This window comes from Halomonas sp. A3H3 (assembly GCF_000982975.1).
Lineage (GTDB): Bacteria > Pseudomonadota > Gammaproteobacteria > Pseudomonadales > Halomonadaceae > Vreelandella > Vreelandella titanicae.
Genome location: NZ_HG423344.1, coordinates 132,027 through 143,237, shown reverse-complemented (window position 1 = coordinate 143,237; position 11,211 = coordinate 132,027). Strand labels below are relative to the sequence as shown.

Below are 11,211 nucleotides of genomic sequence, written 5' to 3'. Positions count from 1 at the left end.
CTGGTGCGCATGCCCAGCGTGGTGGGGAAGCGGCCGTCGATGCTGTCGACGCCAGCGATCTCGAAGCATTGCCCGATGATGGACAGCCCGGCGTGGCTGGTGAGGGTGCGGCGACTGGCGCGGAACTTTATGTTGGGCATGGCACTGTCTGGGTGAATGGCGATAATGGCTATATTGCCATGCAGGTCAGTGGGTTAGAAGTGCTTCCGAGGGCCGGTCTCACGGATTCAGGGGAATAGCATACCAACTCGCCCTTTGGCGCTGTTCCACGCTTTGAGATTTTCTGGAGTCATTCCATCTCTGCCGACAGCTTTCTCCAGGTTATGGACAGCCGAGCGAATTCTTTTTCGTTCGGCCTTTCCAACTGCTGGATAGTTTCCAGCTGCAACCAGCCCAGTAACTTTAAGTTTTTGTCCTTTTCGGCAGACTTGACTCTTGGAGCGTTTAGGGCGACAGCCCTTTGATGCCAGCATCCTGTACACCTTTGCCCTGGCCTCGCCGATAGTGCTGTTTGAAACTTGGTGGTGGGACGAATAACTCACATCATCAACGAACCGGGAGTATGTCAGGCCCATGTTTCCGAGGTCCTCAACCAGCTTTGCTTCCTTGTTCCAGAATGCCAGGTTGGCCAGATAACTACTCGTCCTTGCCCCCTGCGGCACGACGCAGTGGCGTGTCGTCAACTTCGTAAGTAATTCCGAAACATCTGGAGAAAAACCAAAGAACCTGAGCCAGATCGTGAACACCAACTGGCTTTCGAGAGAAGGATAAAAGTCCGCAATATCATCTAACACCAAGATCGAGGCCCCCGTATGGAGCGCCGCGTTTGATACATGGTCGCGGGGGAACTCAGTGTCTCGAATTCCTCCTTGCAAGTATCGCGGAAAACGCACCTTGCGTAGAATCTTTTTGACGATCTGGTGCTGTATTCGCTTCAGTTCTGGATAAGCATCATAGGTCATCCGAGGACTGCCATCTCTCTTCGTTTGAGGGACAGGACGATACGAGCCGGAAGCAATCTTTGCAGTGGCTTTCAGACTCTCCAGCGGTGTATTCAGCAGAAGGGCGAGGTGTTGAGGGTCAATGATGGCATTGTGAGGGTATGTCGGAGTTAGCTTGCAGATGGATCTCACGCGGACTCCCTCATCAGGTTCAGAGCAGCCGCAGAGAGCTTTTCCTTCAGATCTGGAGTAAACCCACTCAACTCATCTTCATTGGCAGCAAGGAAGAGCAACAGAGTCATGGGTACATTCAGGCCTTTAGCTATTTTCTCCAAGGCGGATAGGCCAGGATCTGATCGCTCCCCCCGCTCAAGCAACGAGAGATAGGAAATTGACACCCCAGCCCGCTTAGCTAACTCCCCTTGAGTTAGCTTACGCTGCTGGCGGCATAGTTTGATCGCGTAACCAACGTTCATTTAGTGAGACCAGTAGTATCGCCTGGATTGGATATGCAGATTAGATGAGCGAAATACCAAGTGAATTCGGGAGGTTATAAACCCTTGGTGAGTTGTCTTTTTGTATAATCCTTTGCGGCGCCTTTTTGCATTTCTTCCCAAGAAGAGTAAGAAGTATTTTTTGGGTATCCGGAATAAGTGGTTGATGCGGCTAACCAGCTTCACGCTCCCTAAGCGTGAAATGGGCATATAGGAACTGCTGTGCTTTTCCTCCCGGCGTTCGGTGCTCTTCGAGATTGCTACTAATTAGGTCGAAAAGGGGACCTAAATGCTCGCACAGCAATTTAATATCGTGGCGGACTACTTCCAACCCACTACACTGTCGAGGCCCTTCTGGCCCGAAGATAGCCATTATCAGATGTCCATGGGGGGCTAGGCTGCGTAGCGCTTGGCGGACATAGGCAGCACGTTGCTCGGGCTCGACCAGGAAGTGGAAGACAGCACGGTCATGCCAAACGGTATATCGCTGTTTGGGAAGGATCGCCTTGGTGACATCTTCCTCGAGCCACTCCACTGTGTTTGCAGCAGCCCCTAAGCGCTGCTGTGCCACTTGGATCGCCTTATGTGATATTTCCAGAACGCTGACATGCTGATAGCCAAGCATCAGCAGATCATCGACCAATGTAGACTCACCGCCACCTACATCAATGATAGCGGCGCTTCGATCCGGTGCTGCCTCTTCGATGAGCTGAACCGACTTCTCAAGGTGTGGACGATACCAACTTACTTCGTCGGGTGCCTTCTCACCGTACACAGCTTCCCAGTGAGTCTTGAATGACATAGCTTCCTCCTATCGACCAGACAGCCTGGGCTGGACTGATTAGTACCACCGTGAGCTACACGAGCGTCTTATCAAGTTATCTGAAGCTTGGTCATAGGAAGCCCCCTATCAACCAATTAATCCGGATACCCTATTTTTTGAAACAAATGCATCCCATTCCTCGTCAGGGATGGCCGCAAAATCCTCTGCCGACTCTACTTTAAACCCGCTAGCGTCAAGCATATCTTCAAAACTGGAATAGGTAGAGCACTGAGCCATGAATGCTGGTGAAAGCATGTCTACCAATTTCACCTGGCTATTGGATTGAAACTCTTCCATATTCTTTTTCAGTTTGTCTAAGCCACTAGTGTCAAAATTAGAAGACATGGGCAAATACCTCGCAGAGACTAAAGGTGAGTTAAAGTGGTGGTTTGCTGTGTCACATCAAGTCCTCAAAGAGCGCCTTGATCACTGGAAGATACTTCAACGCTTCACCTAGCTTGGCTAGAGCGGCACCCGCCCTTGCTGGCTTTGGATCGGTTATCAGAGCTTCCTCCAGAATCGTAATTGCCTCATCCAGTCTATCAGTAACGCGAGCATCTACGTCGTCGTGCATTCCCGACCGCACCTGCTTCAGCAGGTCAACAGTCATGATTAAACGTGCAGTATCCATTTGGAATACCTCGTATCTCATCGGGCGGAATTGCCCCGCCGTCAAGCAATTGAGCCGATAAGGAACGCGTAGATGCTCCAGCAAACCACCGTTCAGCTCCTTGTCAGAGGAGCTTCCCGCCGTACAATACTGCTGATCGCCTGGTCACTGGATCACCGGGCAGCAGGACCGTTGTGCGGCAAGTGAACCCTGGGTGAACTACTCCCTGGGTTGACCAACTAGGTTGGCCCGCTTGCAAGCTCAATCGAGGTATATCAACACGTTTAAAGAGCACCTGGGTGGTACACCCAGCCTACGGGACACAGTAACTGATATTTTACTGCCAGTCAATTCCTGAGCAGTCTGGGTACTAAAACTCCAGAGTGGGCTTTCAACATTCTCATGGCCGAGGGTTGCGCTTATCCAAGCAGTAAGCCCGGCAGGAGGAGGTCCGGTAGCTTAGGATGCCGTTTCCAGACCTTCCTACATTGTCATGTAAGTCTTTGATTCAAATATGATGCTAGGGGTGGTCGGCCGGTCACCCCAGCTGCTCGCTGGTGAGCGGGATCTCGCCCTCCCGGATCTTGATCACCACACACGTCTCATAGGGGTTGTCCGGGTAGGGTGAGCCGGCTTCCGACACCTCGAGGCCCCGCTTGCGCAGCGCCGTGATAGCCCTCCGGTTGGGGCCACCATCCGGGCCGAACAGCACCTCGCCGCCCAGCTGCTCGAGCAGGTCGCCAGTGGCTTCATCGGTGACGCTCACGAACTCGCTGTCGAGGAGGTTCAGTTCGTCGTCGGGGTTGTATATCTCATGGTTGTCGAGAGCCGTCACGGCCCGCGCCAGCGCATCAATGCTCATCCTGTGGCTCCTTTCGTGGTTGCGATCGCCCGTGGCCATGCCGCGCCTTCGGACACTATTCTCTATGGTGCTGCGGGCGAGGCTTTGCAAGCACCGTGCTTGGCTGGCGCCAGCACCACCAACCGGAGAGGGGGACAGGCATGACCTCAGTGAGGATGGATGACATCACGACGCAGGCACTCGAGAGGCTTGTCGCCGTCGCCTTGAGCGATACCGGGCAATCCCGGCGCTGCGCCGACTTCCTGTTGGCGTGGTACAACGCCGCGGAGAACGGGGGCTTTGACCTCACCACCCTCTGGGGAATGGATGACGAGCTGGCCAGTGCGTGCGGCGTGGTATTCCTGTGGGTGGCGAGCCATCGCGCCTATCCCGATGATCTCGGCTATGGGGAGGTCTTCCAGCGGATCTGGGCGCTCTGGCGAGCCGGTAGTGAGCAGGCCGGCTGAGATATGAAAAAGCCCCAGCCTCAGAAGAGGAGGGGCTTGAGAAAGGATCGAGCGATCCGGTAGGTCACACTTCAGTGCTGCCTACCCACTGGGAGCCGAGAAAGGCCTCAACGCCATTCTCGACTTCCTGGGGCAGCATCTGTGCGATGCCATCCCCCGTCTCGACCAAGGCCTCATGGGTCCATGGGCCAGACGGTAGGACGCGCAGCAGCACCTTGCTGCGATCAAGATCCATGATGGTCAACGCCTCGAGCTGATGTCCCGACAGGAGATCAGGCTCACCGGGTCGTTGATCCGTCACAAACGTGATGCTGGACATGCTTTCCTCCAGAGGGCCACAGGCCCGTTCGTCTATGTGGATCATGCCGATCCGGCAGCTCACCAGCAGTACCACTCCTGGATCTTCCTCGAGAGCTGGTCGGCTTGCTCCCAGCTCCAGAACTTGGCGTTCATCAAGGGAACGGCCACCATGCCAGCCTTCGACAAGGCTCGGGTCAGGTATGCCGTGCAGACGTACCCCTCGCTGTTGCCATGGCGCACCTCGGTCATCATGCCGACCGTGGAGGTGTGAGCCGGACACTGGCACAACGCCACCACCTCATTCAGGCCATCCTTGAATTGCAGCAGGTCAGAGACCCACTCGTGTTCAGGCAGCATGACGTTGCAGTAGCGCTGCGCCCGGTCTTGCAGTTGCGAGGCAATCTCCAGGATTTCCTCGCCCCCCAGGTCGTTGACCCGAGGCAGGTCGATCAGGCGGTCCTCGAGGAGGGTCACTTGGTCTCCGAGGCGAGCAGGCGTATAGCCACTCAGCTCTTGAACCATGGTCTCCTGTGAGGCCGGCTGCTCTCTGATCACCACCTCAACCTGCTTGTCCTCCAGCGCCAGCTGCACAAGGCGGGAAGCCACGGGCTCCGTGAGGTAGACGCTGGTAGCGTCGACAAGGCACTTGCGCGAGATAGCATTGTCGATCCCCAGGCCTTTCACGATGGGCTTCGGCACTTCCAGCCATGCCAGGCCAGCATCAGCGTCATGGTGGCGGACTGCATTGATGGTCTTCATTGGGCCTCTCCTCTCATTCCTGCGGGATTGCAGGTCTCGAGAGGGGGTAGGGGTAGGGGTGACGCTTGCTGGCGCTTCTGGCCGCCCCTGGAAGGGAAAGGGCACCATCCTCGGATGGTGCCCTTGAAGCAAACTACTCGAAGTGAGAGTCATCCCACATCGCAATGCTAACCTCGCCATCGGCAAGGCCCATGCAGACTATGCCGCTTATATCGAGCGGTGAGTCTTCATCGTCAGGGTCGGTCAACCGGTCCCAGTCACGGGCGCATTCGTACCTCGCCTGCTCCTCAGCTGCCACCAGCTCCTTGTCGCGGTCCTCCTGAGCATCAACCTCGATGGAGCTGATCCAGACCGTTCCGGTGGCATTGCTCTCCTGACAGAAGGCGGTGTAGGTCCGGGTCGCTGGCGCTTCACTGGAAGCGTCTGTGTCGTCAGCGATCTGCTTGCACAGCGCCGCTGAGGCTTCACCCTTGAGCAGCCTCTCCAGGTCATCGATCTCTTCGGGCGCGTACCCATCCCTGCCGGCATGGTGCGGAACGTATTCGGTGAGATCCGATTCGCCGCGGCCAATCAGCTGCATGATATCGGCCCACTGGGCGTCAGTGAGGGTGGCTGTCTTCATCGTCATGGTGCTTTCTCCTCTCATTCCTGCGGGATTGCAGGTCTCGTGAGGAGGTAGGGAAGGGAGTGACACAAGGCGGTAGGCTGGTGCCTGGGGGAAGGTGGGGAGGGGGTGTCCAGTCAGGATCACCACCCATCCCAGTGAAGCACGCAGTCGGGATGCGCGTTATGCAGAACAGTCGAAGTAGGCCTCATCGAGCATCGCCGGCTCGATAGCTCCCTCGAACAGGCCTATGCAGGCGATGGTGCTGGTGTCCGGCGTCGACATGCAGGGCGCATACTCCACGACACGCTCCCATGCCCCCGCGCAGGACTCCTTGGCTTGCTGGATAGCCATTTGGTGCTCTACCTCGCGATCGGCCTGAGGCGTGACTTGCACATACTCAATGCGCAAATCCCACTCCCCGGCCATGTCTTTGCAGATCGCGGTGTAGACCTTCGGGCGTGCCGCCCACAGCCTATCCAGGATGTCGTCGTGTGCGCTCATGATCCATCTCCTCTCTCATTCCTGCTGGATGCAGGTCTCGAGGAGAGGTAGGGCCTTCACTGTCAGCCAGCCACGCTCAGCGGGCACAGGAGACCGCTCTCGCGGATGTCGGCGACACGGGCAGGCCCAAGGCCGTCTATATCCTTCAGCGCCGCCACAGAGCCCCAGGGGCGCCCCTCGGCGACAAGCTCGGCCCGGGCGGGACCGATGTGGGGCAGCCCCTCCAGGGCACCCTCCGGGCTCTCGTTGAGGTCTATGCAGCTCAAGTCGGACGGTGCCACGTCTTGGGTTGGCGTGGCGTCAGTGCCTGGCCAGGCATAGAGCTGAATCTCAGCGCCATCGGTGGCCAGGAAAATCGGTGCGTGGTCGGAGACCCTGGACCGAGCCTCCTCGTGGTTCATGCCCAGCAAGGTGGGAAACGGGATCACACCAGTATCGCTGATGGGGAGTTCATTCGGGTTGAGCCAGAAGTTGTCGTAGAGGTGCCTATACACGCCGGTCTCATGCGCCAGCGTGGTCGCCACACGGCTCAGCGCGGGAGAGGCGCCAGCAGATCGCAGAGGCCCCCAGGCCTCGTGATCCGGCTCCAGGTTGAAGTCGCCGGCCAGGACTCGTGGCGTGTCTGGGTAGACCTCCTCCAGCCATCCCCAGTAGTCGGCCAAGGTCTCCACCTCCCGCGCACGTTCGCTGACGCTATCCCCATAGATGACATGCAGGTTGGCCAGCGCCAGCTCCTGCCCCGTCTCGCGATCGCGGAACATGGCTGAGTAGGGCTCACGGGCGAACACGTCATCATGATCCAGGAACACCACGGCCCCCTCAGCGTACTCCACCTCCGACAGGCGCCAGACAAAGCCGTAGTGCTCCCGGTAACGCTCCCCCGCGCCAAGGGAATGGCTGGCCATGGCTCCCCAGGCTTCGCCGGTTGTCGCCTCGAGGTGGGCGACCAGCTCCTCGAGGGCGCCCTTGTCCATCAGCTCCTGCAAGGCGATGAGGTCCATCGACTGGGCGACATGGGCGACTTTCTCGACCTCCTTGCCATTGTCCCAGCCGAGCTGGCGCACATTCCAGCTGCCCAGGATCATGTCAGCTGGCGCCAAGGTGGGGGAGAGCGCCAGCACAGCACTGGCAATCGCGATGGGGGCTTTGAACGTCATGGTTCCTCCGTGCTTAGGGTTTATCGCCCCGCGTCGACTGTGATGCATCGGGACGCTGATCTAGTTGGTCGCGCAGCGCCTTTTCCCGGGCTTGCGTGACCGCGAGTTCTGTCCGGGTGTCGGCCAGCTCTTGCCTGATTCCCTTCAGCTCCTCGATCTGCTCCCGGGCAGCCTTCAGCTCGGCGTTTGCCTCGCTGCCCGAGGCCCTGAGTTGGTCGATGGTGCTTCGTAGGCTGGCGCTCTCTTCCTTCAGCTCGTCGTTCCGCTTGGCGGTCGAGGCTTGCTCTGATCGCAGGCTGGCCTGCTCTTGCTGAAGCGAGGACAGCTCCTGGCTGACCTCTTCCAGGGTCTGCTGGAGGCGTGATTCCCGTTGATGGGCTGCCTCAAGCTCTCTGGTGGTGCTCTTGAGGTCACTCTCGACGGTGGCCAGTTGGTTGCCGATCGAGGCTTTGTCCTCGCGCAGCTGATCCACGGCCGACTGCAACTGCTGTACCTGCCCGCGAGCTGTCTCCAGCTGGTCGCTTTGCCGGCTCAGCTGACCATGGAGATCGTTGACACGCTCCATGGCGTCCTCGGCGCGTTGCTTGGCGGTAGCCGTTTCGGTGGCCAGGTTCTGGTTCTCTTCCGTCAGCCGTGCAATTTGCGCCTTATCATGTTCGTGGTCCTCCCGCATGGACGTGATGCGAGCCTCAAGCCGCTCGATTTCCCTGAGGGCTTCATCGCGCTCGTCATGAGCGGCCTTCAGCTGCTCATTCGACTGGGCGCGAACCCTCTCAACATCCTCATCCGCCAGCTGGCTGGCGCTGCGCCACAGCTCGGCACCAACGCGCTCGAGGACCGTGCGAATCTCCTTGGGCATGTCCCGGATGGCGACGGCCGTGACCATCTGGCTCTCCCTCCACTCCCGCATGACCGGCGAGATATGGGATAGGGAGCCGCCGCCCAGGCGCTCCCGGACCTGCTCATTGGTGGGCTTGTCCACGCCTTCCGCTACCAGCTCTTCCGCGGCCGCTACAATGCGCTGTTGGATCTCAGGCTTGATCGTCATGCCTCTCTCCCGGTGTATGTATTGTATGTATGTACTGTACATATAATACATACATAGCGCCAGGGAAAACTGCCGCCCAGAAGAAAAGCCTTCCCGGGGGGGGAAGGCTGTTGAATGGGTGTTGCTATCACGCAACCGCAGTAGCGGCTGGTGACTCCGGGGCTTCATCAAGCATCCCGCACTCTTGTGCGAGCTGTTCAATGAAGGTGACCGCCTTCTGTGCATCAGACAGAGCACGGTCCAGCTCCTTCGCCTGATCGCCAGTGAGCCGTGAGGCCCAGCCGGTGAGGTAGGACGCGGAGTTTTCCGGGGTGGCAGGCAGGCCGAAACGCATAGCAGCAAGCCAGGCGCCAGCTTCCGCCACCACCTCCTCTCGAGCGCGATCGCTCTTGTCGCGGTTCAAGCGGTTGGCAGCGCCAGTCGCATGAATCAGCTCATGCAGCCCAGTCGCCGCAATTTCGCTGACTTCATGGAACTGCTCAGGGCGAGGCAGGCGGATGCCGTCCGTAGAGGGCCGGTAGTAGGCCTTGTCGCCTCCCCAGGTCAGAGCCACCCCTGAGGCCTCAATCAGCCGCGCAACGAACTGCACGGGCTCTGGTTGGGCCTCAATGACGGGGGGCTTGGCAGCCTCCGTCAGCGGGTCAGCCAGCTGCTGCTCGTTGAAGACGTAGAAGATACGGTTCACCGGGATGACCTTCTCCTCGATTTTGCCGTTCTCGTCCTTCTCGCGCTTCTTGTGGAACTTCCAGAATTCCACCGGAGTGCCCTTTTCCCCCTTGCGAGGGTGTGTGCCGAGATCCTTCGCTTGCTTGAAGGTGACCCAGGCAGGGCTCGTGTAGCCGAATCGATCTGCTGCGACCCAGAGGCTCACGATGTTCGACCAACCCGTATACACGCGGCCTGAAGAGGCGTTGTAGGGCTGGCTCACATCCGTGTCACCGGGCTTCCAGGGTTTCTGCCAGGGGGCGGTGCCTTCCTTCAGGCCCTGGATGAGTGCTTCCCGAATGCCGTCGATCGCACGCTTGCTCTTGCTCATGATCCATCTCCTCTCTCATTCCTGCGGAATGCAGGTCTCGTGGGGAGATAGGGCGGGTGGTGACATGAAGAGCGGCCACGTCAGTGATCTCCCTATCTCTGGGTGAGGCCCGGCAACGGGTATGAGAGAGAGGAGAATGTGATGAAGCGCACGAACCAGATGGATCTGTTCGCAGTATCCGAGCCGGCTGAGGTCTATGCCTTCCCTGGAAAGGGGCTTGCAGTGGACCCTGGCCAGCGCAAGAAGGAAGAGGACGCTGTGATAGCAGAGGCTTTGCGGATCATCGAAAAGCGGTTTTATGGCAAGTACCAGGACTTTAACGCCGTTTTCAATCGGCCGAACATCACCCTGGACTACCTGACGATTCGCTATGCCACAGTACCCTATGAGGTCTTCTCGGTTAGCTGGCTGGATTCCCAGCATCGGCTGATCCAGCATGAGGAGCTGTTCCAGGGCACGCTTAACAGTGCCTCGGTCTATCCGCGTGAGATAGCTCGCAGGGCTCTTGAGGTGAATGCTGGGGCTGTGATCCTCACGCACAACCACCCTTCGGGTTCGATTGAGCCGAGTCATGCAGATCGTCAGATCACTAAGCGCATCCAGGAGGTCCTTGGGTTGCTCGACGTGAAAGTGCTTGATCACATCATCGTGGCAGGCACGGACTGCACGAGCTTCGCTGAACAAGGCTTGATGTAGCTATTGCGGCTCAGCCGCTTTCAAAGCCCCTCTGGCAGTTTTGCTGGAGGGGCTTTTTCATGCCATGTAGCATTTGCAGCATGCCGAGGAGGATAGATCGGAGGTTTCTATGCCAGGAGTGACCAATAAGGTCAGCCGAAGCTGGCGGGAGAACACACCGAAGGGTCAATGGGGTTGTATAGGTAAAGGGATATAGGGATAGTTCGGGGCTAAAACAGGGTTATGGGCGATTGAAAGCGTCATAACATCATGAAAGAAAAAGGAATATAGAAAATCTACGGTGCAACATCCCCACCGCTTACGGTGCAACATCCCCACCGCTTACGGTGCAACATCCCCACCTATGGGTGAAAGTTATTCAGGAGATACCCACAGAAACCGTTAAATTGTCCACATTTAAGGGTGTGATGGGTTCAAAAGTGCAGCATCCCCACCTACATAAATGGCTGACTACCTGATTGACAGATGCTAGGGAATCTGGGCTCTAGCGTACGGTGCAACATCCCCACCGAAAAAAACAGTGATCGGGCTGGTCAAAAAATAACCTGTGCAACATTCCCACCGAAAGTGACCGCCATCGGTGCAGCATTCCCACCGCCAAAATGGCACTTACCCACAAGGTTGCCCACAGGAAATGTGGATACAGGCCCGGTTGCAACTAACTTTATACCGTTAACATTTGGAGGATGCCCCCCAAACCCGCGCTGGTAGCTAGAGAACAGAGCGATGGCTGGCCTGGATCTCAGCTGGTTGAGCCTGGACTTGGTGGGTGTAGGACTTCCGAGGGAGACAACAGCCTCCCATGGCGCCGAGTGCTGCTTTATGAATGCTCCATGAAGCCAGGAGAGGGCAGGTCGACCAGCAGCTGGCGCACGAGATAGTCAATGGTGCAGCGTTCCCGCCTGCGACGAGGCCAGCAGGCGCTGCTGAG

15 protein-coding genes and 1 pseudogene are annotated in these 11,211 nt (G+C 57.9%); 2 read left to right on the top strand and 14 right to left on the bottom strand.

What is annotated here, in order from left to right; all coding sequences use genetic code 11:
- From HALA3H3_RS27925 to HALA3H3_RS25785, 7 genes and pseudogenes are all read right to left on the bottom strand, one after another.
- Positions 1 to 140, bottom strand: a pseudogene (locus HALA3H3_RS27925) (IS1380 family transposase); the annotation flags it as partial.
- 87 nt (positions 141 to 227) lie between these two features.
- Positions 228 to 1,133 (bottom strand): reverse transcriptase family protein, encoded by a 906-nt coding sequence (locus tag HALA3H3_RS25810; protein WP_022524328.1) that lies wholly within the window; start codon positions 1,131 to 1,133, stop codon positions 228 to 230.
- Positions 1,130 to 1,417 carry a helix-turn-helix domain-containing protein gene (locus tag HALA3H3_RS25805; protein ID WP_022524327.1) on the bottom strand — a complete coding sequence of 96 codons (288 nt, stop codon included), beginning with the start codon at positions 1,415 to 1,417 and terminating at the stop codon, positions 1,130 to 1,132. Before HALA3H3_RS25805 ends, HALA3H3_RS25810 begins: the two co-directional genes overlap by 4 nt.
- A gap of 190 nt (positions 1,418 to 1,607) precedes the next feature.
- Positions 1,608 to 2,237, bottom strand: a complete 630-nt coding sequence (locus tag HALA3H3_RS25800; protein ID WP_022524326.1) for a class I SAM-dependent methyltransferase — start codon at positions 2,235 to 2,237, stop codon at positions 1,608 to 1,610.
- Positions 2,238 to 2,345: 108 nt separating this feature from the next.
- Positions 2,346 to 2,603: a hypothetical protein gene (locus HALA3H3_RS25795; protein ID WP_022524325.1), complete on the bottom strand. Its 258-nt coding sequence runs from the start codon at positions 2,601 to 2,603 to the stop codon at positions 2,346 to 2,348.
- Positions 2,604 to 2,655: 52 nt separating this feature from the next.
- A complete protein-coding gene (locus HALA3H3_RS25790) occupies positions 2,656 to 2,889 on the bottom strand; it encodes a hypothetical protein (RefSeq protein WP_144410470.1) in 234 nt (77 codons plus the stop codon).
- 517 nt (positions 2,890 to 3,406) lie between these two features.
- Positions 3,407 to 3,730 (bottom strand): hypothetical protein, encoded by a 324-nt coding sequence (locus tag HALA3H3_RS25785; protein ID WP_022524323.1) that lies wholly within the window; start codon positions 3,728 to 3,730, stop codon positions 3,407 to 3,409.
- A 140-nt stretch (positions 3,731 to 3,870) separates the two neighbouring features.
- Here HALA3H3_RS25785 and HALA3H3_RS25780 point away from each other — a divergent pair, with 140 nt between their 5' ends.
- Complete coding sequence (locus HALA3H3_RS25780) at positions 3,871 to 4,176, top strand: DUF7673 family protein (RefSeq protein ID WP_022524321.1); 306 nt, start codon at positions 3,871 to 3,873, stop codon at positions 4,174 to 4,176.
- Positions 4,177 to 4,240: 64 nt separating this feature from the next.
- Here the strand turns inward: HALA3H3_RS25780 and HALA3H3_RS25775 are convergent, their stop codons facing one another.
- The 7 genes from HALA3H3_RS25775 to HALA3H3_RS25745 all read right to left on the bottom strand — a co-directional run bounded on the left by HALA3H3_RS25775 (position 4,241) and on the right by HALA3H3_RS25745 (position 9,584).
- A complete protein-coding gene (locus HALA3H3_RS25775; RefSeq protein ID WP_053857281.1) occupies positions 4,241 to 4,495 on the bottom strand; it encodes a hypothetical protein in 255 nt (84 codons plus the stop codon).
- A gap of 59 nt (positions 4,496 to 4,554) precedes the next feature.
- Complete coding sequence (locus tag HALA3H3_RS25770; RefSeq protein WP_022524319.1) at positions 4,555 to 5,235, bottom strand: hypothetical protein; 681 nt, start codon at positions 5,233 to 5,235, stop codon at positions 4,555 to 4,557.
- 133 nt (positions 5,236 to 5,368) lie between these two features.
- Positions 5,369 to 5,863 (bottom strand): hypothetical protein, encoded by a 495-nt coding sequence (locus tag HALA3H3_RS25765; protein WP_022524318.1) that lies wholly within the window; start codon positions 5,861 to 5,863, stop codon positions 5,369 to 5,371.
- Between the two features lie 159 nt (positions 5,864 to 6,022).
- The gene (locus HALA3H3_RS25760) at positions 6,023 to 6,343 is read right to left on the bottom strand and encodes a hypothetical protein (protein WP_022524317.1); all 321 of its coding nucleotides are present in this window, start codon (positions 6,341 to 6,343) and stop codon (positions 6,023 to 6,025) included.
- A 62-nt stretch (positions 6,344 to 6,405) separates the two neighbouring features.
- Positions 6,406 to 7,500: an endonuclease gene (locus tag HALA3H3_RS25755; protein ID WP_053857280.1), complete on the bottom strand. Its 1,095-nt coding sequence runs from the start codon at positions 7,498 to 7,500 to the stop codon at positions 6,406 to 6,408.
- Positions 7,501 to 7,513: 13 nt separating this feature from the next.
- Positions 7,514 to 8,548: a DNA-binding protein gene (locus tag HALA3H3_RS25750; protein WP_022524315.1), complete on the bottom strand. Its 1,035-nt coding sequence runs from the start codon at positions 8,546 to 8,548 to the stop codon at positions 7,514 to 7,516.
- A 127-nt stretch (positions 8,549 to 8,675) separates the two neighbouring features.
- Positions 8,676 to 9,584 (bottom strand): ArdC family protein, encoded by a 909-nt coding sequence (locus HALA3H3_RS25745; protein WP_022524314.1) that lies wholly within the window; start codon positions 9,582 to 9,584, stop codon positions 8,676 to 8,678.
- A gap of 141 nt (positions 9,585 to 9,725) precedes the next feature.
- Here HALA3H3_RS25745 and HALA3H3_RS25740 point away from each other — a divergent pair, with 141 nt between their 5' ends.
- Positions 9,726 to 10,280, top strand: coding sequence for a JAB domain-containing protein (locus tag HALA3H3_RS25740; protein WP_022524312.1), 555 nt, complete (start codon positions 9,726 to 9,728; stop codon positions 10,278 to 10,280).
- Positions 10,281 to 11,211: the final 931 nt, after the last annotated feature.

Coding starts and splice junctions, on each gene's coding strand:
- HALA3H3_RS25740 (WP_022524312.1), top strand. CDS start 9,726: ATGAAGCGCACGAACCAGATGGATCTGTTCGCAGTATCCGAGCCGGCT.
- HALA3H3_RS25760 (WP_022524317.1), bottom strand. CDS start 6,343: ATGAGCGCACACGACGACATCCTGGATAGGCTGTGGGCGGCACGCCCG.
- HALA3H3_RS25795 (WP_022524325.1), bottom strand. CDS start 2,603: ATGTCTTCTAATTTTGACACTAGTGGCTTAGACAAACTGAAAAAGAAT.
- HALA3H3_RS25805 (WP_022524327.1), bottom strand. CDS start 1,417: ATGAACGTTGGTTACGCGATCAAACTATGCCGCCAGCAGCGTAAGCTA.
- HALA3H3_RS25770 (WP_022524319.1), bottom strand. CDS start 5,235: ATGAAGACCATCAATGCAGTCCGCCACCATGACGCTGATGCTGGCCTG.
- HALA3H3_RS25785 (WP_022524323.1), bottom strand. CDS start 3,730: ATGAGCATTGATGCGCTGGCGCGGGCCGTGACGGCTCTCGACAACCAT.
- HALA3H3_RS25745 (WP_022524314.1), bottom strand. CDS start 9,584: ATGAGCAAGAGCAAGCGTGCGATCGACGGCATTCGGGAAGCACTCATC.
- HALA3H3_RS25750 (WP_022524315.1), bottom strand. CDS start 8,548: ATGACGATCAAGCCTGAGATCCAACAGCGCATTGTAGCGGCCGCGGAA.
- HALA3H3_RS25765 (WP_022524318.1), bottom strand. CDS start 5,863: ATGACGATGAAGACAGCCACCCTCACTGACGCCCAGTGGGCCGATATC.
- HALA3H3_RS25780 (WP_022524321.1), top strand. CDS start 3,871: ATGACCTCAGTGAGGATGGATGACATCACGACGCAGGCACTCGAGAGG.
- HALA3H3_RS25775 (WP_053857281.1), bottom strand. CDS start 4,495: ATGTCCAGCATCACGTTTGTGACGGATCAACGACCCGGTGAGCCTGAT.
- HALA3H3_RS25755 (WP_053857280.1), bottom strand. CDS start 7,500: ATGACGTTCAAAGCCCCCATCGCGATTGCCAGTGCTGTGCTGGCGCTC.
- HALA3H3_RS25790 (WP_144410470.1), bottom strand. CDS start 2,889: ATGGATACTGCACGTTTAATCATGACTGTTGACCTGCTGAAGCAGGTG.
- HALA3H3_RS25800 (WP_022524326.1), bottom strand. CDS start 2,237: ATGTCATTCAAGACTCACTGGGAAGCTGTGTACGGTGAGAAGGCACCC.